This window comes from Rhodomicrobium sp. Az07 (assembly GCF_018619475.1).
In the GTDB taxonomy this organism is placed as follows: Bacteria; Pseudomonadota; Alphaproteobacteria; order Rhizobiales; family Rhodomicrobiaceae; genus Rhodomicrobium.
Genome location: NZ_JAHFZG010000015.1, coordinates 16,809 through 41,657 on the forward strand (window position 1 = coordinate 16,809; position 24,849 = coordinate 41,657).

Genomic DNA, 24,849 nt, shown 5'->3' on the forward strand with positions numbered 1-24,849 from the left:
AAATCAAACTATGTTCGAAGTCATGGAACGCGCCGAAAGCGTCGAGCGCGACGCCCCAGCCGAAACGGCCGAGGAAACGAAACTGCGCCTCATCCGCGAAACCATCGAAGATCTGCGCCCGCATCTGAAGCGCGACGGCGGCGATTGCGAACTGCTCGGTGTCGACGGCAATGTCGTGAAGGTACGGATGACCGGCGCTTGCGTCGGCTGTCAGCTCGCGTCGGTCACTGTGCACGGCATTCAGGCGAAGATGATTGCAAAGCTCGGCTATCCGGTGCGGCTCATCCCCACGATGGGCGGCCACTAAAGCTTTAGAAAGAACGGGCAAATGCATCCGGTCTATCTGGATAACAACGCCACAACGCAGCTCGATCCGGCTGTATTGGCGGAGATGCTCCCTTTCTTCACCCAGCATTTCGGCAATGCGTCGTCCATCCACGGCTTCGGCAAGGAAGTCGGTGCCGCCATTCATCGTGCCCGCGAGCAGGTGCGCGCGCTGATCGGCGCGGCGCAAGGCCACGAGATTGTTTTCACCTCGGGCGGCACCGAGTCGGACAATGCCGCGCTTTTGTCGGCGCTGGAAACGCAGACCGGCCGCAGCGAGATCGTGACATCCGCCGTGGAGCATCCCGCGATCCTCGCGCTCGTTCAGTATCTCCAGCGCCATCGCGGCGTCACGGTGCATATCATCGGCGTGGACGGCAAGGGGCGCCTCGACATCGACGCCTATCGCGCGGCGCTTGGTCCGAAGACCGCCATCGCCTCGATCATGTGGGCGAACAACGAAACCGGCACGATCTTCCCGGTGGCGGAGCTGGCGCGGCTAGCTCACGAGGCGGGCGCGCTGTTCCACACCGACGCGGTTCAGGCCGTCGGACGCATCCCCGTCGACGTCAAGGCCGCCGATGTCGACATGCTGTCGCTTTCATCGCACAAGTTTCACGGCCCGAAAGGGATCGGCGCGCTTTACATCAGGAAAGGCGTCGTCTTTAATCAGCTCATTCGCGGCGGCAAGCAGGAGCGCGGACGACGCGCGGGCACCGAAAATACGCCCGGCATCGTCGGGCTCGGCAAGGCGGCCGAGCTGGCGCTGAAGCGCCTGCAAGGCGGTGACAGCGAGCGCGTGCGACAGATTCGCGACAGGTTCGAGGCTGCGGCTCTTGGTCGCATCGATGGTGCGTTCGTCGCCGGGGACATTGAGTGTCGCCTGCCGAATACGTCGAACATCGTTTTCGACAGGGCCGACGGCGAGGTAATCCTGCTGGAGCTGGATAAGGCTGGTATCGCAGCATCTTCCGGTTCCGCTTGCGCTGCGGGTTCGACAGAGCCCTCTCATGTGCTGCGAGCCATGAAGGTGCCTTACGCGGCCGCCTTGGGCGCGATCCGCTTCTCGTTTTCGCACACCAGCGCGGACGAAGACGCGGGGCGTGTCCTTGCAAATCTGCCCGCGATAGTGGAAAAAGCGCGTGAAGCCTCGGGCTTCACTGCATTGGGCGAAACGACGCAGGCTGGGCTCGGGGTTCGATAGGGGAGGGTGCGGTGTATCTGCCGGAAGAAGCGCGGGTTACGGATGGCAGGGAAGCGACCTGCCGGGTGGAAGCGAAACTCCGCGATGCGGGCCTGCGCCCGACGCGGCAGCGGATCGACCTCGCCAAGCTCCTTTTCAAGGAGAAAGACCGCCACGTAACGGCGGAGGAACTCCACGCGGAAGCCGTCTCCAACAAGATGGCGGTCTCGCTCGCAACCGTCTACAACACGCTGAAGCAGCTCACCGAATGCGGCCTTTTGCGCGAAGTGGCGATCGAGGGTTCGAAGAACTACTTCCACACCAAGATTTCGGATCATCAGCACTTCTATTTCGAGGAAGAAGGCCGTCTCGTCGACCTTGAGCCCGAGAACGAGGTCACGGTGACGGTTCCGAAGCTGCCGGAAGGCATGAAGGTCGCCCGTATCGACGTGCTCATCCGGCTGGTGAAGGCGCGCTGATCCCAGCGACATGGGCGGGGGGACGCTGTTGCAAACCTCGCCATCTTCGCTTCGTCCCAGGAGGTGCTCACGGCATTTCCTCTCGACGCAAACCTGTGGCGCAGCGGTTTTCATTCGCTCCGCAATCGGTAGAAGGGGGCATGCTGGCGTCGCAGCAAACGCAACCGCGTCAAACGGGTTCCGCTTTCCGCCGCCTTGATCTAGTTTGCGGACGTCCAAGCCCCGAGCCTCAACCCGTCCGGTTCCTCATGACACCTTTTCGCATCGCCGCGGCCGTGATCGCGGTCGCCTGCATCGCCTTCGGCCTCTGGCGGCTCGAAGGCGCCACGCATGGTCTCGCCGTGACGCAGATGCAGGCCGGTGATACGCCCGTCACCGTGTTCCGCTCGGAGACGCAAGCGAAAGGCCCGGTGGTGCTCATCGCGCACGGCTTCGCCGGATCGCAGCAACTCATGCAGCCCTTCGCGATCACGCTCGCGCGCAACGGCTACGTCGCCGTCACCTATGACAGCCTCGGCCATGGCCGCAACCCCGAGCCTATGCGCGGCGACATCACGAAGGTCGAAGAGGGGCCGACGCCGAGGCTTCTCGCGCAACTCGGCGAAGTGGCGTCACTCGCGAAGACGTTGCCCGAAAGCGACGGCCGCATCGCCGTGCTCGGCCATTCGATGTCGAGCGATATCGTGGTGCGCTTCGCGCAGGCGCATCCCGAGGTGGCGGCGGTGGTCGCCGTGTCGATGTTCTCGCCCGTGGTTACGCCGACGAGCCCGAAGAACCTCGCCGCCATCGACGGCGCGGCGGAATTCGGCATGCTGCATGACGAGGCGCGACGCGTCGTCGGCATGGTGTCGGGCGGCGCGGCCGAACCCGGCGTGATCTACGGCAGTTTCGCGGACGGCACGGCACGCCGCTTCACCCTGTCGCCGGGCGCGGAGCATATCGGCGTGCTTTACAGCGCGGCGAGCATGGAAGCCGCGTTGGACTGGCTGAACCGCGCGTTCGGCCTCAGCGGCAACGCGCCGGTCGAGGATCGCGGCACCGCCCTCGCGCTCCTGTTCTTCGGTGTGACGCTGCTGGCCTGGCCGCTCGCATCGCTTCTGCCGCGCGTATCGCCGACACCGCTCGGCGCGGGGCTGCCGTGGCGGCGCTTCTGGCCCGTCGCCGTCGCCCCCGCGCTGCTCACGCCGCTGATCCTCTGGAAAATGCCGACCGGATTTCTGCCCGTCGTGCTCGGCGACTACATCGCGATGCACTTCGCCTGCTACGGGCTTGTCACGCTCGCGGCGCTCTGGTTCACGACGCGCGGCGAGGGAATGACGCGGCCGCCTGTCAACGTGGCTTTCATCGTCTCGGCGGGGCTCGTCGCGGCCTACTGCATTCTTGCCTTCGGGCTGCTGCTGGATCGCTATGCGCTCTCGTTCTTCCCCATCGCGGAACGCCTGCCGCTCCTGTTCGCGGTGCTCGGCGGCACGATCCTGTTCTTCCTCGCGGATGAATGGCTGACGCGCGGCAGCGGTGCGGCGACTGGCGGCTATCCGGCAACCAAGGCGCTGTTTCTCGCTTCGCTGGCGCTCGCCGTCGCGCTCAACTTCGGGAAGCTGTTCTTCCTTATCCTGATCATTCCGATCATTTTCGTGTTCTTCGTCATCTACGGCCTGTTCAGCGGCTGGGTGAGCCGGCGCACAAACGATCCGCTCGTCGCCGGTCTTGCCAACGCGCTTGCCTTCGCCTGGGCCATTGCGGTGACGTTTCCGCTTGTCAGCCCGTAACCGATGGGCAAGGACGCTGCCCTATAACGGCTGCTATTGTGCACGATATCGCTTATGACAGGACTCGAGAAAACAGCGGCCGGTGGTTCGTTCATGAAGTGTCTCCCAATGCCCTCGGTGTCCGCGATATCCGGCTGGCTTGTTCTGTCCCTCTGCTTCGCGCTGTCGTGTTCACCCGCCCGGGCAAATGAAAAACCGGCCGAGGCGATCGAACTTGCCCCACATCGGGCGATATACGACCTCGTGCTCGAAAGAACCGGCGCCGGCTCCAACATCAGCGACATTCGCGGCCAGTTGATCTACGACTTCACCGGCTCCGCGTGCGAGGGATACAAGCTCAACACGCGGCTGGTGACGGAAATCTACGACCGCGAAGGCAAGCAGAGCACCACTGATACGCGCTCTGAAAGCGTCGAGGACGGAAAAGGCCGCCGGTTCCGCTTCAACACGTCGCAGTACATGAACAAGAGCCCGAAGCCGGTCGACGCCACGTCCGGGCTCGCAGTCCGCGCGTCGCGGGGCGGCCGTGAGAGCGTAAAGGTGACGCTTTACAAGCCGAGGAAAGGCTCGTTCACGCTTCCCGGAAACATCTATTTCCCGACGCAGCATTCCATCGCGGTCCTGAAGGCGGCAAAGGCCGGAGAAACACGGCTTCAGGCCGATTTTTTCGACGGCTCCGACAAGGGCACGAAAGTTTACGAGACAACCACCGTGATCGGCGCACCGCTGCAACTCGCCGCAAACTCGCAGTTGCCACACCTCAAGAATGCGGAGGTGCTGGACGCGATCCAGTCATGGCCCGTGGTCGTCAGCTATTATGAGCAGAACGGCAAGAAGGACGGCCTGCCGACCTACGAGGTCTCGTTCCGCATCTATGCCAACGGTGTCAGCCGGAAACTCATGCTCGACTACGGAGCGTTCGCACTCAGCGGCGAATTGTCGGCCATCGAATTCCTCCCACTCACGCCTTGCCGCTGATCTGAACAGCCGTTTCGCTCGATCGCTGGCGCGTCGCGGGATTTGCGGCGCGCTCCAAGACGCGTCGCTCTGAAACAGCCGCCCCCGCCTGTGCGTCTCACAGCCCTTGTTAAACCCCGCGATAACCATTGAGCGAGTTACCCACCGCGCGAAAAATCGAATTAAATGCGTGTTAAATCTTGTGCCTCTAACTTGCGTGGAGACGCCGCTTCCATGGAGGCGATGTCCGTATCGTCGGAGGTGTGTAATGCGTGCGAAGCTTGAAGAATTCTGGATGGACGAACAGGGCGCGGCCGCCATCGAACTTGGCCTGATCGCCGCCGGTTTTTGCGTGGCGCTGATCACGCTCGCGGGCCAGATGAACGACGAGGTGAAGATCATGTTCGAGCGCGTGCGCGAAATGCTGCGCTCGTTCAACACGCTGCAATAGCCCCGTTCAGGTGAGCGCGATGGACTCGTCCCTGACGTCGACGGTCGCGGCGGCCCTTCCCGTCTTGCTGGTATGGGCCGCCGCCGTCGATCTCCTGACGCGCGTGATTCCGAACAGGCTGGTGCTCGTGCTGGCCACATGCTTTGCCGTTTTCGCGCTCATCGCCGGGCTCGATGCCGCTCGCGTCGCCTCCCATGCCGGGTGTGCGCTTCTCGTTCTCGTCTGCGCCTACGCGCTTTACGCGGCTTCCCTTCTCGGGGGAGGCGACGCGAAGCTTCTGGCCGTGGCATCCCTCTGGATCGGCCCGGATGCGCTGCTTCCGTTTCTCGCGGGTACGGCTCTGGCGGGCGGGGTTCTGGCGCTCGTCTATCTCGCGGCCGATCTTGCGGGCGATGTGCTTCGCTCCGACGCGGTCACGCGCAATCACGCAACCGCGATCCCCTACGGCGCTGCCATCGCTGCGGGCGGCCTTGCCGTGATGCCGGACTGGCTTGCCTCAATTTAGCGGCTTTCTTGCACCGAAATTGTCGTTCTCCGCCGTTTTCGCGTCCGGATCGCGCGCCAGGACTCCTGCACGTTATAGGGGTGCATTTTTGCGGCCGATCCCCTATAGGTTCAAGGCATGACGATTTCCTACGAAACGATTCACGACGACATTTCCGAGCTTCTGGCGATCCATGGCAAGACCGCTATCAAGATCCGGGCTCTTCCCGGTGCAGAGCTTCGGGACGATTTCACACGCTTCGTAACGCCCGCGCAGGCCGCCTGGCTCGACGCCATAGGCTGGAAGGCGAAGCCCGGCACGCACGCGCTTCTGCCGGGCGAGAACGGGATCGCCGAAGTCGTGTACGCGCTTGGCGGCGAGGAGCCTTCTCCCGCATCCGCGCTTGCGCTCGGTGCGCTGCCCGCCATCTTGCCCGAGGGCACCTACGAACTGTCGGGCTTTCCCGGCGCGCCCGAAGACGCGGTCCTTGCGTGGCTTCTCGGCGCCTACGAGTTTCGCCGCTACTTCACGCGCGATCCGAAGCCTGTCCGCGCGCTCGTCCTTCCGCAAGGCGTCGACCGCGCGGCGGTGATCGCCCGCGCGCAGGCCGTGTGGTTCGCGCGCGAACTCATCAATAGTCCCGCCAACGATCTCGGCCCCTCCGACCTTGCCGACGCCTTCGCGAGTATGGGGCGCGCCTTCAAGGCCGAGGTGAAGATCCTTCGCGGAGCGGCGTTCCTCGAAAAGAACTTCCCGCTTCTGCAAACGGTCGGCCGCGCCTCCACGCGGGAGCCCTGCCTTGCCGAACTCCATTGGGGCAACACGAAGCATCCCAAGGTGACGCTCGTCGGCAAGGGGATCTGCTTCGATACCGGCGGCCTCGACATCAAGCCGTCGTCGGCGATGACGCTGATGAAAAAGGACATGGGCGGCGCGGCGAGCGTGATCGCTCTCGGCGCCATGATCATGGCCGCGAATCTGCCGGTGCGGCTGCGCATGCTGGTGCCCATCGCCGACAACCACATTTCGGGCAACGCATTTCGGCCGGGCGACATCATCAAGAGCCGCGCGGGGCTCACCGTCGAGATCGGCAACACCGACGCGGAAGGCCGCCTCGTGCTCGCCGATGCGCTCGCCTATGCCGACGAGGACGGCCCGGACCTGATGATCGACATGGCGACCTTGACAGGCGCGGCGCGCGTGGCGCTCGGCCCCGATCTGCCGCCGTTCTATACCGAGGATGAAGACCTCGCCGCCGCCGTTCACAAGGCGGGCGCGCATGTGGGCGATCCGTTGTGGCGCCTGCCGTTCTGGATGCCCTACGACCGCGACCTCAAGAGCAAGGTCGCCGACGTGAACCACATTTCGAACAGCCCGTTTGCCGGGTCGATCACGGCGGCGCTGTTCCTGAAGCGCTTCGTGAAGAATGCGCGCCGCTATGTCCACCTCGACATTTTCGCCTGGACGCCGCGCGCGCTGCCGGGCAAGCCGATGGGCGGCGAACCGCAAGGCGCGCGTGCCTTGTTCGAGGTGATCCGCAACGAATATGGGAGAGACGCATGACGCAGCTCGATCCTCGCCTCCACGCTTACCGGGAAGACCTCGCCGCCGCGTCGCTGCAAGACCGCGTGCGCGCGCAACGCTACGTTCACGGTGAGGTGCGGCAAGTTGCAGCGCCCTCCGCGCCTGTGCGTGTCGCGCCGAAATTCGAGGCCGAACAGGCGACCGAGGCGCTGTCAGGCGAACTCGTGACGCTTTATGAGGTCCGCGACGGGTTCGGCTGGGTACAGCTGCACGAGGACGGCTATGTCGGCTACATGCAGCTCGATGCGCTCTCCTCGCTGGTCGAGGACAACACGCACCGGGTCAGCGCGCGCCTCACCTATCTCTATCCCGTGCCGGACATGAAGCGCCCGCCGATCACGAAGTTGAGCTTCTCGTCGACCGTGCTGCCTATCAGTCGCGCGGATGGCCGCTTCCTTGAGCTGTCGCGCGGGGGCTATATCTTCGCCGACCATCTGGTGGGCATCCGCGAGCGCGCGCGCGAGTTTGTACGGGTGGCCGAGCGCATGGTCGGCGTGCCCTACCTCTGGGGCGGCAAGACTTCGCTCGGGATCGACTGTTCGGGCCTCGTGCAGGTTTCCTTGCAGGCGGCGGGCGTGCCCTCGCTTCGCGACACCGACATGCAGATGGCGAGCGCGGGCGAAGCGCTCGATCCGTCCAATCTCGACGCTATCCAGCGCGGCGACCTTATCTTCTGGAAAGGCCACGTCGCCATCGCGCAATCGCCGGACTGGATGATTCACGCGAGCGGCCATCACATGGAAGTTGTGGTCGAGCAGATCCGGCGCGCCGTGGAGCGTTACGCCGAAGCGGGAGCCCCGGTTCTCGCGATTATCCGCCCGAACCTTGAGACGAAATCTGCGCCTGAGCCGGAAATCGCCGCGCCTTCCGAAAGCCCTCGGGCGGCAGAGCCAGCGGCGCAGCCGCAACACGCTTCGGTCGCGGAACAGGGCAACGAAGCCGTTCGCGCAGCCCATGCCGCGAGTGCAGCTGCGGCCCCGGCTCAACCCATTGCCGCTCAAGCGCAACGCTCTGCAACAGCGCCTGTACCGCCTTCACCGCCGCGCGGCGAAAGGCAACGCGCCGCGCTGACGCAGGCGGTTGCCCCTCAGGCATCGGAACCGCATGCCGCGCCCGCGCAGGCGCAACTCGAATCCGCAGCCAAGCGCGCGGCGCAGGAACTTTCGCGGCGCGTGACGCAGGATGATGGACGGCAGGCGCAGGCTACCGGTCCGCGCGCGCTCGACGCCAAGAAGGACGGCGCTTGAGACACGCAAGCGGATCCGCCCCGGACGGGCGCGCCGCGGCCGCCGCAAGCGTCAGAATACCGGGAACGGGAAATATTTCGCGTTGATCTTCGCGTAGGTGCCGTCCTTCACGATGCCGTCGAGAGCGTCGTTGAAGCGCTTCACCAGCGCCTCATCGCCCTTCCGCAGCGCGATTCCCACGCCGGAGCCGAAATATGCCTCGTCGGCGAGTTCGGTCGGCGCGATCTCGCAGCATTGGCCCTCGGGGGTCTTCAGCCAGTCGTAGACGGCGAGCTTGTCATACAGCACGTAATCCACCCGCCCCGCTGAAAGGTCGCGATAGGCGTCGGCCACCGTGTTGTAAAGCCGCACGATGGAGCGGCGATATTTGTCTTCGAGGAAGGCCGAATGGTTCGTCGCCGTTTGCACGCCGACGGGCTTGCCGGTGAGTGCCCTTGGCGAAATGTCTGTCGCGTCGAAGCCCTTGCGCACCACGAACACGCTCGGCGAGCGGTAATAAGGCGTGGTGAAAGCCACCACCTTCTTGCGGTCTTCGGTGATGTTGAGCGACGCGACGATGGCGTCGTATTTCTTCGCGAGGAGCGCCGGCATGATGCCGTCCCAATCCTGCTCGGTAATCTCGCACTCGGCTTGCATCTTCGCGCACAGCGCCTTCGCGATATCGACATCGAAGCCCTGCACCTCGCCGCTCGCGTCGATGATACTGAACGGCGGATTCGTGCCTTCGGTCGCGATGCGGATTTTCGTTTGTGCGAAGGCGGAAAGCGGAAGGAGGCAGACGAGAATGACGAGCGCTAGAAGGCGCGAGAGCGGGGCTTTGACCATGGTTTCGCCGGGCGGTTAGAGTCCGTTGTCCTCTAACGTAGGCAGCGGAGTTTCGCGCGTAAAGCCGCCCGCGCGGAAAGCTTCGAGGAATTGAACGAGGCGCGGGCTTCGCGGCGCGGCGAACAGGTCGACGGACGGCCCTTCTTCCTCGATGCGGCCATCGGCGAGAAACAGGGTGCGGGCCGACACGTCGCGGGCGAATGCCATCTCGTGCGTCACGATGACGAGCGTGCGGCCTTCGTCGGCAAGCCGCCGGATCACGGCGAGCACTTCGCCCACGAGTTCCGGATCGAGCGCAGAAGTCGGCTCATCGAACAGGATCACATCGGGATGAACGGCGAGCGCGCGGGCGATGGCGGCGCGCTGCTGCTGCCCGCCGGACAGTTCGGCGGGGTAAGCATCGGCGCGGTGCGCAAGGCCTACCTTCTCCAACAGCGCGCGCGCTTCCTCGACGGCTTCGGCGCGCGACCGGCCATGCACATGGACCGGCGCCTCGATCACATTTCCGAGAACGGTCATGTGATGCCACAGGTTGAAGCTCTGGAAGACCATCGCGACGCGGCGACGCAGCCGCTCCACCTGCCGCGCTTCGGGCTTCTTGCCCGGTTCGATGCGCACATGCTCGCCGCCCGCGACGATCTCGCCCGCGTCCGGCGTCTCAAGCAGGTTGAGGCAACGCAGGAACGTGCTCTTGCCGGAGCCTGACGAACCGATGATCGAGATCACCTCGCCCTTCTCGGCGGCGAGCGAAATCCCCTTCAGCACCTGAACGGCGCCGAAACTCTTGGTGATGCCTCGTGCTTCGAGTGCGATCATGCGAGCCGTCCTTATGCCGGATTGTCGAGACTGATCATCCCCCTCTCGCCGTCATAGGCAAGCACTTCCGCATAGCGCGCCCAGTTGATGACGGTGTGAAGGGTGCGCTCGGCATCGTCCTCCGGCATGTTGTCTTCAAGCTCGTCCTGAAAGCGGATGATCGAGGCGCGGCGGCTCGAACGCTCCTCAAGGATGCGCCGGATATGAGCCGCGAGCGGTACATAGGCGAGAAGATGCTGCGCGAACTGCGCCTTGCGTTCGTCGACGCCCGCATCCACGAAGCGGCGGCCCGCGTCGGTGATCTTGAGGTCGCCTTCCGCGAGTTCGGCGAAGCGCAGAAGTTGCAGCGTCTCGGCGGCGGGGAACAGTTCGTCCACCTCCATTTGCGCGCGCTCGGCCAGCGGCGGCAGGTCTGCGCGGCCGTTGAACGGCGGCTCGGCCAGCGTTTCAAGCAGGCCCGCCAGCGTGTTCGTGGACACATCCGGCAGGCTCATGTTGATGCCGGAGCCGGGGAATATGCCTTCGCCGCGCGAGGGTGTGGCCGTGGGCTTGGCGGTCATGCGCGCATAGATGTCGTCCACCATGGCGCGGAAGGCCGGATCGACGCGATTTCTCGGCTGCGGCAGGTTCACCTTGATCTCGGCGATGACGCGGCCAGGGTTCGACGAGAAGACGAGGATGCGGTCGCTCATCAACACCGCTTCCTCGATGTTGTGCGTGACGAGCAGGATGGACTTTATCGGCATGCGGGCTTCCGCCCACAGGTCGAGGAGGTCCGTGCGGAGCGTCTCGGCGGTCAGCACGTCGAGCGCGGAGAAGGGCTCGTCCATCAACAGCACCTTCGGATCGACGACGAGCGCGCGCGCAAGGCCGACGCGCTGGCGCATGCCGCCGGACAGCTCCTTCGGATAGGCGTTCTCGAAGCCGTCGAGGCCGATGAGGTCGATGGCGGCCAGCGCGCGCTTCCTGCGCTCCTCGGCGCCAACGCCCTGCGCTTCGAGGCCGATTTCCACGTTTTCCTGTACCGTGAGCCATGGGAACAGCGCGAAGCTCTGGAAGACCATGGCGAGACCGTCGGCGGGGCCGGACACGCGCTTGCCTTCGACCAGGACTTCGCCTTCGCTCGGCGCGAGGAGGCCGGAGATGATGCGAAGCAACGTCGACTTGCCGGAGCCGGAGCGCCCCAGCAGCGCGACGATCTCGCCGCTGTAGAGCGTGAGATTCACGTCTTCGAGCACGAGCAGATTGCTGCTTGTGCCGCGCTTGTAAAAATGGCGAACATCCCGCACGGTGACGAGCGGCGTGCGGCCGTTGCTGCGCGGCGTGACGACTCCCATGGCCCTCTCCTGTTTTCATCCCGCGATCCACGGGGCGCATACGCCCCGCGAAGATAGTTCCGGAATCAAGGTCTCGCTTCAGGTTCAGATACGCAGACGGCGGTCGGCAAACCCGTACAACCGTCGCCACAAGACACGGTTGAGCACGACGACGAAAACCGACATCACGCCGACGCCGAGCACGACGCGGTGGAAATCGCCCGCAGCGGTCGCGTTTGCGATATAGGCGCCAAGGCCCTGAGCCTCCACCTTCGTATCGCCCCAGCTCACAGCCTCGGCGATAATGCTGGCGTTCCAGGAACCGCCGGACGCCGTGAGCGCGCCCGTCACGTAATACGGCAGGATGCCGGGCAGCATCACCTTGCGCCACCAGAGCCACCCCCTCACCCGGTATAACTCCGACGCCTCGCCAAGGTCGCGCGGGAACACGCTCGCGCCCGCGATCACGTTGAAGAGGATATACCACTGGGTACCGAGGATGATGAGCGGAGAAAGCCAGATGTTCGGATCGAGCTTCCATGCGACGATGCCCATCACCACGAATGGAAACAGCACGTTCGCCGGAAAGGCCGCGAGAAACTGCGCCAGCGGCTGGATGCGCTCGGCGAGTTTGGGGCGAAGGCCGATATAGACGCCGACCGGCACCCAGATAAGGCTGGCGATTGCGATCAGGATCATCACGCGCACGAAGGTGATGCAGCCGTCCGTCACAGCCTGAACGAGGTCGGAAAAGCCGAGCGTCGCGCGGATATACTCGACGATGGACCACAACGCCCAGACGACGACGCCCGCCAGCGCGATGTTGAACGCGATGTCGAGCGCCTTCCTCGCCACGCCTCCAACCTTCGGTTCGGGGATTTGCCGCGACAGCGTGCTTACGCCGCCGCCGAACAGGCCCGCGACCTTGCTTAGAAGGCCGTTGATGACCTGAATAAGCCGCGTGCGCCGCACAAGGTCGAGCACCCACGAGCGCGGCTGATCCTGCGAAGCGACGAGTTCCACTCGGAATTTATCCGACCACGCCACCACGGGGCGGAACAGAAGCTGGTCGTACAGCAGGATGACGACCGCCATCGCGCCGACCGCCCAGCCCACCGCCCCGATGTTCTTTTGCTCGATGGCAAGCGCGATGTAAGAGCCGATGCCGGGCAGCGTGACGGTCGTGTCCCCGACCGAGATGGCTTCCGACGCCACCACGAAGAACCAGCCGCCCGACATCGACATCATCATGTTCCAGACGAGGCCGGGCGTCGCGAAGGGCACTTCGAGCTTCCAGAAGCGCTGCCACGGCGTGAGGCGGAATTGCGCCGTCACCTCCTCCAGATCGCGCGGCACGGTCTTGAGCGACTGGTAGAACGAGAATGTCATGTTCCACGCCTGACTCGTGAAGATCGCGAAGATCGCCGCGAGTTCCGCGCCAAGCTGGCTACCGGGAAACAGGTTCAGGAAGAAGATCACGGTAAAGGTGAGGAAGCCCAGCACCGGGACCGATTGCAGGATGTCGAGCGCCGGAATGATGACGCGCTCGGCCTTGCGGCTCTTGGCGGCGAGCGGCGCGACGATGAAGGTGAACAGGAGCGAGAAGCCGAGCGCCGCGAACATGCGAAGTGTCGTGAGCAGCGCGTATTGCGGCAGATTTGCCGGATCGAGCGAGACGGGGTGCGCTTCGAGCCCCGTCAGCGGCTGCTGCATCGTCTTCGCGCCGTGCGCTATGGCGACGAGAACCGCGCCGACCGCCAGAAACACCACCACGTCGTAGCGATTCGGCCACGCCTGCGCGACGGTCGCGGAAATAGTGGCAATACGGCGGTTGCCGGCGGACTGTGGCGTCGTCATCATCGCGCCTCGCTTCCATGTTTGAGGCTGTCGGCTTCGGATCGAAGCGTCGCCCCCTGACCTTGCCTGATGGGTTCCGCCGACCGGGAGCCGGGAAAGTGACAGATGATTGCGTAGGAGGTGTCGCACACTCGCGCAAAAAGTGTGTGAAGCCGAAGCTTTTCTGGAAGGCGATGAATGCGCCGTGCTTTTCTGTCAACTCCGTATGTGCGCGATCCGTAGGGAGCGAGTGCGACGATGTGCGGAAAAGGCTGTCTTGTTGCAGCCGGAATCTCGTTGCCTTCTACCAGGGGAGACCGTCAGCCCAGTTGAATCTGCCATTTGCTTCGTCCTCGCTGTCCTCCCTCACATCAAATACCAACCTCAACTGCACTGGATTCAATGTTGTGTTGCTGGTGCTCAGGCGCAGGCGTTTGTTGAACGCGCGCAGCAAGATCGATCGACCGTTTCGCAAGAGCGCCAAGCGTTTCAACGAAAGGTGGGCGAGCCGCCTCGCCGCCGTGATGGCGATTGCGGTCGGTGTTTCCCTCACGGCCCACGGCTCGTTCGCCGCGCAAAGCGTGGCGCCGGCCTTGGCGATAAACCTCGCGGATAACGCACCCGACGACCTGACCGATGGTGCGGCTGATTCGTTCCCCCGCAAGCGTCTGGTCGTCCCGGTACGCCATCAAAGGCTGACATCCGGCAACAACGAGCGCGCCGAGGCAGGAAGAAACTTCGCCTCTCGCCTCAAGCGCAAGCAGGGCCGAAGCATCGCGCGCAAGAAGCGTCGCTTCCGCCAACAGCAGGCATGGCTTGTAAGGCAGCGGCGCATCATGAGGCAGAAGCGGGCGGCGGCGCGGGCACGCCAGTACGCGGCCGCGCGTCGTCATGCCGGGAAGCGGTACCGAAAAGCCCCGCGCAGGATTCGCGCGCTGAAATGAGGCTCGTCCGCCCGCGGCGAAGCAGCGGCCGACGCGGATAGGCGCAGCCGCTGATTTCGCTTGAAAGTTTTCGCGGGCCTCACCAAGGTTCTTGCTCGCCGCACAGGCGTTAAGGACAAGTCGAGACATGACCGGTACAGGCCAGCAATTCATCATCGTGGGCGAGCGGACGAATGTCACGGGCTCCGCCAAATTCCGCAAGCTCATCGAGGCAGGCGATTACGACGCGGCGCTTTCGGTCGCGCGCGAGCAGGTTGAAAGCGGCGCAAACGTCCTCGACGTGAACATGGACGAGGGTCTTCTCGACAGCGAGAAGGCGATGACGACCTTCCTCAATCTCATCGCGTCGGAGCCCGATATCAGCCGCGTGCCGGTGATGATCGATTCGTCGAAATGGACGGTGATCGAGGCCGGGCTGAAGTGCGTGCAGGGCAAGGCCATCGTCAACTCGATCAGCCTGAAGGAAGGCGAGGAGCCGTTTCTCGACCACGCGAAGAAGATCATGCGCTACGGCGCGGCCGCCGTGGTGATGGCCTTCGACGAGACCGGGCAGGCCGACACCGAGGCGCGCAAGGTCGAGATCTGCCGCCGCGCGTTCAAGCTTCTCACCGGGAAGATCGGCTTCGCCCCGGAAGACATCGTCTTCGACCCGAACGTGTTCGCTGTCGGCACCGGCATCGACGAACACAACAATTACGGCGTCGACTTCATCGAGGCGACCCGGCGCATCCGGCAGGAAATGCCGCTGTGCCACGTGTCGGGCGGCGTGTCGAACCTGTCGTTCTCGTTCCGTGGCAACGAGCCCGTCCGGCAGGCGATGCACACCGTGTTTCTCTACCATGCCATCAAGGCGGGCATGGACATGGGCATCGTGAACGCCGGGCAGCTCGGCGTCTACGACGACCTCAACCCCGAGCTTCGCGAACTCGCCGAAGACGTGGTGCTGAACCGCCGCGCGGACGCGACCGACCGGCTGCTCGAAGTCGCCGACCGCTTCAAGGGCGGCGGCTCGAAGAAGGCGGCGCCGGACCTTGCATGGCGCGAGCGCTCGGTGGCGGACCGGCTGAAGCACGCGCTCATTCACGGCATCACCGACTATATCGACGCCGACACGGAAGAAGCGCGCGCCGCGCTCGCCCGCCCGATCCACGTTATCGAAGGCCCGCTGATGGATGGCATGAACGCCGTCGGCGACCTGTTCGGCGCGGGCAAGATGTTCCTGCCGCAAGTGGTGAAATCCGCGCGCGTGATGAAAAAGGCCGTGGCTTATCTCATGCCGTTCATGGACGCGGAGAAGGCGGCGGGCGGCGAGGAGGCGCAGGCAGCGGGCCGCATCATCATGGCCACCGTCAAGGGCGACGTCCACGACATCGGCAAGAACATCGTCGGCGTCGTTCTCCAGTGCAACAATTACGAAGTCATCGATCTCGGCGTGATGGTGCCTCCGCAGCAGATCCTCGACGCCGCGCGCGAGCACAAGGCGGACGTGATCGGCCTGTCCGGCCTCATCACGCCGAGCCTCGATGAAATGGTGTTCGTGGCGTCCGAAATGGAGCGGCAAGGCTTCGAGGTGCCGCTTCTGATCGGCGGCGCGACCACGAGCCAGGTGCATACCGCCGTCAAGATCGCGCCGAACTACGCGCGCGGTCAGGCGGTCTATGTCACGGATGCGAGCCGCGCCGTGGGCGTGGTGTCGAGCCTGCTCGGCGGCGAGCGCGACGTCTATATCGGCACGATCCGCGAGACCTACAGCAAGGTGGCGCTGGCACATGAGCGCGGGCGCGCAGCGAAATCGCGCCTTACGCTTGAACAGGCGCGCGCCAATCGCTTCGATCCGGGCTGGCAGGGCTATGTGCCGCCGAAGCCCTCCTTCATCGGCGCGCGCGCGCTCGAAAACTATGACCTCGCGACGCTCGTGCCTTATATCGACTGGACGCCTTTCTTCTCGGCGTGGGAGATGAAGGGCACCTATCCCGGCATCCTCACCGACAACAAATATGGCGAGGCGGCGTCATCGCTCTATCGCGATGCGCAGGCGATGCTCGCCCAGATCGTCGAAGAACGCTGGTTCAGAGCGAACGCCGTATACGGCTTCTGGCCTGCGAACGCGCTCGAAGACGACGACATCGCCATCTATGCCGACGATAACCGAACGGAAACCGCCGCCGTCTTCCGCACGCTCCGCCAGCAGATCGCGCGCGACAGCGGCCGCGCCAACATCGCGCTGTCCGACTTCGTCGCGCCGCGAGCAACCGGCATCTCGGACTATATCGGCGGCTTCGCGGTCACGGCGGGAATCGGCGAGGACGTCATCGCGGAGCGCTTCTCGCGCGCGAACGACGACTATTCCCGCATTCTCGTCAAGGCGCTCGCCGACCGGCTGGCCGAAGCCTTCGCCGAGCATCTCCACGCGCGCGTGCGCCGCGAGTTCTGGGGCTATGCCGCCGACGAGTCGCTCGCGCCGCATGAGCTTCTCGCCGAGACTTATCGCGGCATCCGGCCCGCGCCGGGCTATCCCGCCCAACCCGACCACACCGAGAAGACGCCGCTGTTCGACCTTCTCGACGCGACACGCGCGACGGGCATCGCGCTCACCGAGAGCTATGCGATGACGCCGCCCGCTTCGGTGTCCGGCCTCTATTTCTCGCATCCCGAAAGCTATTATTTCGGCGTCGGCAAGATCGAGCGCGATCAGGTGGAAGACTACGCCCGCCGCAAGGGCTGGACGCTCGCCGAGGCGGAACGCTGGCTCGCGCCCATCCTCAATTACGAGCCGGGGCGCAATACGCTGACGGGCGAGGCGGCTTGATGGGCCGCCCACTCAGTCAGTGCGGACTTTCCGGATCAGGCCACTGAACAGCGCGACCGCCAAAATGCTCACAATCGCGCCGAAAGCGAGTTCCGCATAAACAACAAATTCGGTGGCTTGTTCGTACGTTTTGATAGAACCGATATACGGCAATGTAAGTGTGACCTCCTGCCTTACGGGCACCCAGCTTTTCTCCTGAAAAAGATCGATGACGGGAAGAAGAACGTTAAAGGAATATATATACGGATCGAAGCGTGGGTATTCCTTAACGTGTTTTTCGAGACACTCGTGCCATGTTCCCGGTTGTTTGCCAACTTGCTGCGGATGCACGCAAGTTCGCACCTCATATTGGAGCAAGACCTGTGAATCTCTGGGCGCGAAAGCGCCCTGTTCTCTTCCATAATCATAAAAAAAACCACATAGGATTGCGATCGGGATCATAAACCACAAGACGCGTAGCGGTCGGTAGCCGTATCCCATCAGCCATCCGGCTGTAACTGCAGAAAAAATTGCAGATAAGGCAGGGATCAACCTCCACCATTTAGCCCATCTGCTCCGATGCAGGCGCTTCTCGCGCTTAATTGCCAATACCCGAACGTCTTCCGGATGCCCCATGTTTTTCAGAACCTTGATCAGCTGTTCGAACGGTTGTGGCCGAAAGTCCTTTCCCATATGCCGCTTTGGCTGGCGATTTAACCACTCCATGCGCGTCTTTGCGTCTCGTGGAGCATCACCGCCTAGTCTTTCATAAGTAAACCCATCCATATGGATAACATTGGGCAACTCCTTATCTTTGGTAATTTGAGGCCAGCTTTGTTTGCTGTCCACCAGAAGGCGAACGGACGTCCCTTTCAGGTCTAGCGATCCGGCGAAAAAAGCTGGGGTTGCGTGCTCGTCATCTTCAGGTTCACCCGCCCTCGTTAGCTTGAGCGCTGCTCTTATGTCGGCGTTAACAAGCGACAAAGCATCCATTGCGACATTCTGTTCGTCGGATCCGAGATCTGTTCCTTTGATGCCCGGAATCACTCTGAATGCACCACCGACACAATTCATTGCCCCCGAAATTTTGGTGCCGTTGAATTCGACTTTCCCAACGCTTTCGAAGCCGCGGTTAAGATAGACATTCCCGCCGATTTGGGATCGCGAGAACCTCAGCGAAACCGGCGCTATTTCCGAGTTATGCTTGAATCTTCCCCCGCCGCAGTCCACATCGCCCCCGATGTCGGCTCCAGTGAATGTCAGTTCACCTGTGCTTGTTGCCGATCGAAAAACGACATTTCCGCCGATTCTGGCGCGGTAGGCGCTCAACGCGCGCACAGTATTTGTCTTCGGATCTTCTTCGGGAAACGACCCAAAATGCCCATTCTCGCAATCCAGAGATCCAGTAATAGTTGCATCGTCCATAATTACATTAAACTCAGTATTGATACCTTTAAGATATAGTTTACCGCCGATAAATGCGGTTTCCAATAGGATCGAGAATTTTTTGTCTTTATTGCCGTCTTCGTATTTTCTTATCGTGGAATTAGCAAAGCTTAGCGATCCTGTCACCTTGATACCAAAAAGATGCGCCCCTGAGTCGACTGTACTAGTCCAGACAAGAAGATCTCCGTTAACTTTCGCACCATATCCGCGAATCGCCTTGACGTAACAGCAATCGAGATGGATCGTTCCCGTTTCGGCGTCGGCAAAGGAAAGATCTCCGTTGATCGTGGTTTTCACCATATGCAGCGGTCTCAGCTTCGATACGCCATCAAGATTGATGGATCCTTCGATGTAACCTCCAGTTATTTGAACCCCGCTTTCGTGATTCCCTATCTGGAGAAGAAGCGCACGCACCAATTCGGCGCGGATCGTGTTATTTTGACCGGCTTGGTCGGGGCGTTCCTCTCCGAGTTCGCACCACTTCCCTTTTCTCGCGCATGCCAACAATTTCACTTCCGCCTGCGAACGAGGTTTTAAAGCGCTAAATGTGGACAAAATGCCCCCCCCCAACAAAATGCTTATATAAATGCCCTACCATCTTTTAACTCAGTATACGGAAACCTGCAACCTGGATCGGGAAAGTAGATGAGTAAGAGCACCTTAGCTTTCGGCCACTGGCCCTCGCCCATCACCGCCGAGGCTGTCGCGGCGGGCGCGCTGCGCTTCGGGCGCGTCGAGGCGAAGGACGGCGCGGTCTACTGGAGCGAAAGCCGCCCTGCCGAAAAGGGCCGCTCGCCCGTGCTGCGGTGGGCGGCGACGGACGGCGTTACGGAACTTCTGCCGCCGCCGTGGTCGGCGCGCTCGCGCGTGCATGAATATGGCGGCGGCGAGTTTACCGTGGCGGGCGGCGCGCTCTATTTCGTGAACGACGCCGACCAGGATCTTTTCGAAGCTCGGCTGACGCCGGAGGGCGCCGCCGCGCCGCGCCGCCTCACCGAACTGCCGGATACGCGCTTCGCCGACATGACGCTCGACGCGGGCCGTGAGCGGCTCATCGCCGTGGGCGAGACGCATCGCGGCGCTGGCGAACCTGTGAACGCGCTGTGGTCGATACCGCTCGATGGCAGCGGCCCGCGCGTCCTCGTCGAAGGGCACGACTTCTACGCTAGCCCGCGCATCAGCCCCGACGGCTCGCTTCTGGCATACCTCGCGTGGAAACTGCCGCATATGCCGTGGGACGCGGCGGAATTGTACGTCGCGCATCTCGCGCCCGATGGCGCGGTTTCCGGCGTGGTGAAGGTGGCGGGCGGCGGCGGCACGGCGTGCTTTCAGCCGGAGTGGACGGGCGAGGCTCTGCTCTTCGTTTGGGATACGGGCGGCGCGGGCAATCTGTGGCGCTGGATGGAGGCGTCCGCTCCGATCCGGATCACGCGGCTCGACGGCGATCTTTCGTTGCCGCTGTGGGTGTTCAATCAGGCGAGCTATGCGCTGCTCGGCGGCGGCAAGGCGCGGCTGTCCTATGTCGACAAGGGCGAGACGCGCGCGGCGCTGTTCGACCTTGAAACCGGCGCGCTTGCGCCGCTCGCCTCGCCGTTCACCTCGGTTGGCGCGGTATCGGCCGACGGCGACCTGACCGCGTTCGTTGCCATGGCCGACGACGAACCGCTGTGCGTCGTGGCCGAGGCGGGCGGCGCCGCGCCCGCTATCATACGTCGAAGCTCGATGCTCGCCATCGCCGCAGGCTTCATCCTGCCACCGCAGCGCCTTGAAATTCCGAGCCCTTCCGGCCCGGTCTACGGCCTCTATTATCCGCCCGCCAACCCGGACGCCCTTGGGCCGGACGGCGCGCAGCCGCCGCTCATCGTCAACCTGCATGGCGGCCCGACAGGCGCCGCGCAGCGGGGGATGAAGGCAAAAACGCTGTTCTACACCTCGCGCGGTTTCGGTTGGCTCGACCTCGACTATTCGGGCAGCGTCGGCTATGGCCGCGACTATCGCGACCGGCTCAAGGGCGCGTGGGGCGTTGCCGATGTCGCCGACACGGTCGCCGCGGCGGAATACGCGGCGGCGAGCGGCCTCGCCGATCCACGCGCGATCTTCGTCACGGGCGGCAGCGCGGGCGGCTTCACGGTTCTGATGGCAATCGCAACGTCAAACGCGTTTCGCGGTGCCGCGAGCTATTACGGCGTGGCCGATCTCATCGGCTTGCAGGAGACGACGCACAAATTCGAACAAGGCTATCTCGAAACGCTGCTTGGCGCGACGCTCAAAGCCGACCCCGACCTCTATCGCGCGCGGTCGGCGCTGACGCATGCCGACGCGATCGAGACGCCGCTGATCCTGTTTCAGGGCGCGGAAGACAAGGTCGTGCCGAAAGCGCAGTCGCTCTCCATCGCCGACGCGCTTCGGGCGAAAGGCGTGCCCGTCGCGTATCACGAGTTCGAAGGCGAAGGGCATGGCTTTCGGCGGGCGGAGACGATCACGACGTGCCTTGAGCTTGAGCTGGATTTCTATCGCGGGCTGCTCGTGGGGTGAGCGCAGTTTACGAAAGGTCGATCGCGTGGCGCTTCAGATCGGCGAGCGAAACGATGTCCAGCGCGTTCTGATGCGTGGCCGCCAGCACGACTTTCGGCGCCTTGCCCGCCGATAAAGCCTGTGCCCATCGCGCCGCGCACAGACACCAGCGGTCGCCCGCCTTGAGGCCGGGGAAGCCGAATTCCGGAACGGGCGTGGACAGGTCGTTTCCGGCCGCCTTCGAGAAGGCGAGAAACTCGTCGGTCATCACCACGCAGACGGTGTGCGATCCGACATCCTCGGGGCTCGTGTTGCAGCATCCGTCGCGGAAATAACCGGTCAGCGGCGACAGCGAGCACGGCGATAGCGGCTCACCGAAGACGTTTTTCTGCGGGTCCGGCCTTTGATTGAGCATGTCACGCACGATTCGCTCCGTGTGATGGGGACGAGGCATCGCACGCGCCGTCGATTTTGACTGGTTTCCTGCAGGCGGCTTCACCGATCTGATCGCGATTCCATCAGATCGGAACGGGCTCTAGCCGCTCTTCTTCCTCGTCGGTTCCAGCCTGACGAGAACGTCGATCCTGGCGATCTGCGTGCCCGCTGGCGGCTCCGGCAGATGTTCAACCTTGATATCGGCTGTATCGATATCGACAAGGGAGCCGTTTTTTTCGAAGAAAAAGTGAAAGTGATCGTTAATCTTGGTATCGAAATACGTCTTCGAGCTTTCGATGGCTACTTCGCGCAGGATGCCCGCTTCGACGAACTGGTGCAGCGTGTTGTAAACGGTTGCGAGAGAGACGGGCACACCGTTCCTGACCGCCTCGGCATGAATATCCTCGGCGGTGAAATGCCAGTCTCCTCGCCCGAAAAGCAACTCCGCGAGCGCGACGCGTTGACGCGTCGGGCGCAAGCCCGTGAGGCGCAATCTTTCTATGGGGAGTTCCGGTATATTGTCAGACATCACTTGGCATTCCGTCGCGATCCACCTTGTAGTATAGGTAGCGACGCCTTAACTCGCAAGCGCCGCCCAAGGCCCGGAAGGCCGATTGCAACGATGGCGTGGGGTTGCGAGCACCGAAAGGTGTGATAGTTACGGGATGTGACAGTTTAGCGACGGCCTGCCGCCGAGCAGGCATGATGACTATCTAAAGAGGAAATATGTCCGAGCGGCGCCACAGCTACGACTATGAGGACTTGCTCGCCTGCGGTCGCGGCGAACTATTCGGGCCCGGAAACGCACAATTGCCGCTTCCGCCCATGCTGATGTTCGACCGCATTACGAGCATCTCCGAAACCGCTGGAGAGCACGGCAAGGGGCATGTCATTGCCGAACTGGATGTCCGGCCGGACCTCTGGTTCTTCGATTGCCACTTCAAGGGCGACCCTGTGATGCCCGGTTGTCTCGGCCTCGACGGACTTTGGCAATTGCTGGGCTTCTTTCTCGGCTGGGGCGGATCGCCCGGTCGCGGCCGCGCTTTCGGTTGCGGCGAAGTGAAGTTCACGGGCATGGTCGTGCCGACGGTGAAGAAGCTCGAATATATCGTCGACCTGAAGCGCGTCATCCGCCGCAAGCTGACGCTCGGCGTTGGCGACGGCATTCTCAAGGCCGACGGCGCGATCATTTATTCCGCCAAGGATCTCCGCGTGGGCTTGTTTACCGACGCGAACGTAGGCATTGAAGCGGCGGCTGGCTGAGTCTCCGCGCCGAGCCTTTCAACAAATGCGACAACGTGGGGTCAAGACATGAGACGTGTTGCTGTCACGGGAATGGGCATCATCTCGTCCATCGGTAACAACACCCAGGAGGTGCTCGCCTCCCTGCGCGAAGGACGCTCCGGCATCGTCAAGGCGAAGGATTACGCCGAGCGCGGCTTCCGGTGTCAGGTGCATGGGGAGCCGACCATCGACTGGGAAGCCGCGGTCGACCGCAAGGTGCGTCGCTTCATGGGCGCGGGCGCGGGATGGAACTACATCGCGATGCAGCAGGCCATCGCCGACGCCGGTCTCCAGGACAAGGACGTTTCGAACGAGCGCACGGGCCTCATCATGGGGTCCGGCGGTCCGTCAACGCGCGCCATCGTTGCCGCCGCCGACACCACGCGCGAGAAGGGGCCTCGCAAGGTCGGGCCGTTCGAGGTGCCGAAGGCGATGTCGAGCACCAACTCGGCCACGCTCGCGACCCCGTTCCGCATCAAGGGCATCAATTATTCGATCTCGTCCGCCTGTTCGACCTCCGCGCACTGTATCGGCAACGCCGCCGAAATGATCGCGTGGGGCAAGCAGGACATCATGTTCGCAGGCGGCGGCGAAGAACTCGACTGGACGCTCTCGGTCCTGTTCGACGCCATGGGCGCGATGTCGTCCAACTTCAACGACACGCCCGCCAAGGCGAGCCGCGCCTATGACGCAAACCGCGACGGCTTCGTGATCGCGGGCGGCGCCGGCGTGCTCGTGCTGGAGGAACTGGAGCGGGCGAAGGCGCGCGGCGCGAAGATATACGGCGAACTCGTCGGCTTCTGCGCCAACTCGGACGGCTACGACATGGTTGCGCCATCCGGCGAAGGGGCGGCCCGCTGCATGCGCGTGGCGATGCAAGGGCTCGACCGCAAGGTCGACTACATCAACCCCCACGCAACATCGACGGTTATCGGCGACCTCAAGGAAATCGAAGCCGTCCGCGAAGTCTTCGGTTCGAAGGCGCCGCTGCTTTCCGCCACCAAGTCGCTCACCGGACATTCGCTCGGCGCAGCAGGTGTGCAGGAGGCAATCTATTCACTCCTGATGATGAATGACGGATTTGTGTGTGAATCCGCAAATATCGTGGAGCTTGATCCGGCTTTCTCGGATATGCCAATAGTTCGCGAGAGACTCGACAACGTCGAGCTGAACTGCGTGATGTCGAACAGCTTCGGTTTCGGCGGCACAAACGCGACGTTGATATTCAACCGGTACGACGCCTAGAGCGTCGGACGCATGCCGGATCAGGAAAGGCCACGATCTCATGACTGGGTTTGATGTTGCAAGGCCGGGGCCGTTGATGGCGGGCAAACGCGGGCTCGTCATGGGCGTGGCCAACGACCGGTCCATCGCCTACGGCATCGCGCGCGTGCTCGCCGGACAGGGCGCGGAAATCGCCTACACCTATCAGGGCGACGCCTTCGGCCGCCGCGTCATCCCGCTTGCCGAAAGCCTCGGCGGCAAGATCATCCTGCCGTGCGACGTGGTGGATCTCGCCTCCGTCGACGCGGTTTTCGACGTCCTCAGGGAGAAGTGGGGCAAGATCGACTTTCTGGTTCACGCGCTCGCCTTCTCCGACCGCAACGAACTGAAGGGGCGCTACGCCGATACGACGCGCGACAACTTCATCAACAGCATGGTGATTTCGTGCTTCTCCTTCACGGAGATCGCGAAGCGTGCTGCCGCGCTGATGACGGACGGCGGCTCTATGATCACGCTGACCTACGGCGGATCGACGCGTGTCGTGCCGCGCTACAACGTGATGGGCGTGGCTAAGGCGGCGCTCGAAGCGTCCGTTCGTTACCTTGCCGTCGATTTCGGTCCGCAGGCCATCCGCGTCAACGGTCTGTCGGCGGGTCCGATGCGCACGCTCGCTGGATCCGGCGTTTCGGATGCGCGCGTCATCTTCAATTACCAGAAGATGCATTCGCCGCTTCGTCGCACGCCAACACTCGATGAAGTGGGCGGTGCCGCTCTCTATCTTCTTTCCGGCCTTTCGACCGCTGTCACCGGCGAAACCCATTACGTGGATTCGGGTTACAACATCGTCGCCATGCCACGGCCCGAAATGATCAACGAGAAGGGGGAAGGGCTCGCCACTGAGGCCGGCGTTGCCCCGCAGCGGGAGCCGCGCGCCGCCGAATAA

22 protein-coding genes are annotated in these 24,849 nt (G+C 63.2%); 15 read left to right on the plus strand and 7 right to left on the minus strand.

The genetic code is table 11. From position 1 onward, the window contains the following. Window positions 1–10 precede the first annotated feature (10 nt). The 9 genes from KKP04_RS11650 to KKP04_RS11690 all read left to right on the plus strand — a co-directional run bounded on the left by KKP04_RS11650 (window position 11) and on the right by KKP04_RS11690 (window position 8,478). Window positions 11–307 carry a NifU family protein gene (locus tag KKP04_RS11650; RefSeq protein ID WP_215031312.1) on the plus strand — a complete coding sequence of 99 codons (297 nt, stop codon included), beginning with the start codon at window positions 11–13 and terminating at the stop codon, window positions 305–307. Window positions 308–328: 21 nt separating this feature from the next. Beyond that, window positions 329–1,528, plus strand: coding sequence for a cysteine desulfurase NifS (gene nifS, locus KKP04_RS11655; protein ID WP_215031315.1), 1,200 nt, complete (start codon window positions 329–331; stop codon window positions 1,526–1,528). An 11-nt stretch (window positions 1,529–1,539) separates the two neighbouring features. Beyond that, complete coding sequence (irrA, locus tag KKP04_RS11660; RefSeq protein WP_215031318.1) at window positions 1,540–1,986, plus strand: iron response transcriptional regulator IrrA; 447 nt, start codon at window positions 1,540–1,542, stop codon at window positions 1,984–1,986. Window positions 1,987–2,234: 248 nt separating this feature from the next. After that, window positions 2,235–3,755 (plus strand): alpha/beta hydrolase, encoded by a 1,521-nt coding sequence (locus tag KKP04_RS11665; RefSeq protein WP_215031321.1) that lies wholly within the window; start codon window positions 2,235–2,237, stop codon window positions 3,753–3,755. 108 nt (window positions 3,756–3,863) lie between these two features. Beyond that, window positions 3,864–4,733, plus strand: a complete 870-nt coding sequence (locus KKP04_RS11670) for a cell envelope integrity EipB family protein (RefSeq protein ID WP_215031324.1) — start codon at window positions 3,864–3,866, stop codon at window positions 4,731–4,733. 247 nt (window positions 4,734–4,980) lie between these two features. Continuing rightward, on the plus strand, window positions 4,981–5,163 hold the full coding sequence (locus KKP04_RS11675; protein WP_013420206.1) for a Flp family type IVb pilin: 183 nt from the start codon (window positions 4,981–4,983) through the stop codon (window positions 5,161–5,163). Between the two features lie 19 nt (window positions 5,164–5,182). Further along, window positions 5,183–5,668: a prepilin peptidase gene (locus KKP04_RS11680; protein ID WP_215031326.1), complete on the plus strand. Its 486-nt coding sequence runs from the start codon at window positions 5,183–5,185 to the stop codon at window positions 5,666–5,668. Between the two features lie 117 nt (window positions 5,669–5,785). After that, window positions 5,786–7,210 carry a M17 family metallopeptidase gene (locus KKP04_RS11685; RefSeq protein ID WP_215031329.1) on the plus strand — a complete coding sequence of 475 codons (1,425 nt, stop codon included), beginning with the start codon at window positions 5,786–5,788 and terminating at the stop codon, window positions 7,208–7,210. Next, window positions 7,207–8,478 carry an NlpC/P60 family protein gene (locus KKP04_RS11690; protein WP_215031331.1) on the plus strand — a complete coding sequence of 424 codons (1,272 nt, stop codon included), beginning with the start codon at window positions 7,207–7,209 and terminating at the stop codon, window positions 8,476–8,478. Before KKP04_RS11685 ends, KKP04_RS11690 begins: the two co-directional genes overlap by 4 nt. 51 nt (window positions 8,479–8,529) lie before the next feature. Here the strand turns inward: KKP04_RS11690 and KKP04_RS11695 are convergent, their stop codons facing one another. The 4 genes from KKP04_RS11695 to KKP04_RS11710 all read right to left on the minus strand — a co-directional run bounded on the left by KKP04_RS11695 (window position 8,530) and on the right by KKP04_RS11710 (window position 13,292). After that, window positions 8,530–9,303, minus strand: a complete 774-nt coding sequence (locus tag KKP04_RS11695) for a transporter substrate-binding domain-containing protein (RefSeq protein WP_215031333.1) — start codon at window positions 9,301–9,303, stop codon at window positions 8,530–8,532. A gap of 15 nt (window positions 9,304–9,318) precedes the next feature. Then, window positions 9,319–10,119 (minus strand): amino acid ABC transporter ATP-binding protein, encoded by an 801-nt coding sequence (locus tag KKP04_RS11700; RefSeq protein WP_215031335.1) that lies wholly within the window; start codon window positions 10,117–10,119, stop codon window positions 9,319–9,321. A gap of 11 nt (window positions 10,120–10,130) precedes the next feature. Next, on the minus strand, window positions 10,131–11,456 hold the full coding sequence (locus tag KKP04_RS11705) for an AAA-associated domain-containing protein (protein WP_215031337.1): 1,326 nt from the start codon (window positions 11,454–11,456) through the stop codon (window positions 10,131–10,133). Window positions 11,457–11,540: 84 nt separating this feature from the next. Continuing rightward, window positions 11,541–13,292, minus strand: a complete 1,752-nt coding sequence (locus tag KKP04_RS11710) for an ABC transporter permease subunit (RefSeq protein WP_215031518.1) — start codon at window positions 13,290–13,292, stop codon at window positions 11,541–11,543. Between the two features lie 308 nt (window positions 13,293–13,600). Here KKP04_RS11710 and KKP04_RS11715 point away from each other — a divergent pair, with 308 nt between their 5' ends. Beyond that, on the plus strand, window positions 13,601–14,215 hold the full coding sequence (locus KKP04_RS11715; protein WP_215031339.1) for a hypothetical protein: 615 nt from the start codon (window positions 13,601–13,603) through the stop codon (window positions 14,213–14,215). Between the two features lie 127 nt (window positions 14,216–14,342). After that, a complete protein-coding gene (metH, locus tag KKP04_RS11720; RefSeq protein WP_215031341.1) occupies window positions 14,343–17,024 on the plus strand; it encodes a methionine synthase in 2,682 nt (893 codons plus the stop codon). A 12-nt stretch (window positions 17,025–17,036) separates the two neighbouring features. On the opposite strand, the gene KKP04_RS11725 is transcribed toward metH, so the two are convergent. Beyond that, a complete protein-coding gene (locus KKP04_RS11725; protein WP_215031344.1) occupies window positions 17,037–19,004 on the minus strand; it encodes a hypothetical protein in 1,968 nt (655 codons plus the stop codon). A 90-nt stretch (window positions 19,005–19,094) separates the two neighbouring features. Here KKP04_RS11725 and KKP04_RS11730 point away from each other — a divergent pair, with 90 nt between their 5' ends. Beyond that, on the plus strand, window positions 19,095–20,984 hold the full coding sequence (locus KKP04_RS11730; RefSeq protein WP_215031347.1) for a prolyl oligopeptidase family serine peptidase: 1,890 nt from the start codon (window positions 19,095–19,097) through the stop codon (window positions 20,982–20,984). A 7-nt stretch (window positions 20,985–20,991) separates the two neighbouring features. Here the strand turns inward: KKP04_RS11730 and KKP04_RS11735 are convergent, their stop codons facing one another. Further along, on the minus strand, window positions 20,992–21,378 hold the full coding sequence (locus tag KKP04_RS11735) for a DUF2237 family protein (protein ID WP_215031520.1): 387 nt from the start codon (window positions 21,376–21,378) through the stop codon (window positions 20,992–20,994). A gap of 120 nt (window positions 21,379–21,498) precedes the next feature. Then, the gene (gene irrA, locus KKP04_RS11740) at window positions 21,499–21,927 is read right to left on the minus strand and encodes an iron response transcriptional regulator IrrA (protein ID WP_215031350.1); all 429 of its coding nucleotides are present in this window, start codon (window positions 21,925–21,927) and stop codon (window positions 21,499–21,501) included. Between the two features lie 197 nt (window positions 21,928–22,124). Here irrA (KKP04_RS11740) and fabA point away from each other — a divergent pair, with 197 nt between their 5' ends. From fabA to fabI, 3 genes are read left to right on the plus strand one after another with little or no spacing between them, the layout of a single operon-like run. Then, window positions 22,125–22,661 carry a 3-hydroxyacyl-[acyl-carrier-protein] dehydratase FabA gene (gene fabA, locus KKP04_RS11745; RefSeq protein WP_215031353.1) on the plus strand — a complete coding sequence of 179 codons (537 nt, stop codon included), beginning with the start codon at window positions 22,125–22,127 and terminating at the stop codon, window positions 22,659–22,661. Window positions 22,662–22,709: 48 nt separating this feature from the next. After that, window positions 22,710–23,927: a beta-ketoacyl-ACP synthase I gene (gene fabB, locus KKP04_RS11750; protein ID WP_215031356.1), complete on the plus strand. Its 1,218-nt coding sequence runs from the start codon at window positions 22,710–22,712 to the stop codon at window positions 23,925–23,927. Window positions 23,928–23,967: 40 nt separating this feature from the next. Further along, window positions 23,968–24,849 carry an enoyl-ACP reductase FabI gene (gene fabI / locus KKP04_RS11755; protein ID WP_215031359.1) on the plus strand — a complete coding sequence of 294 codons (882 nt, stop codon included), beginning with the start codon at window positions 23,968–23,970 and terminating at the stop codon, window positions 24,847–24,849.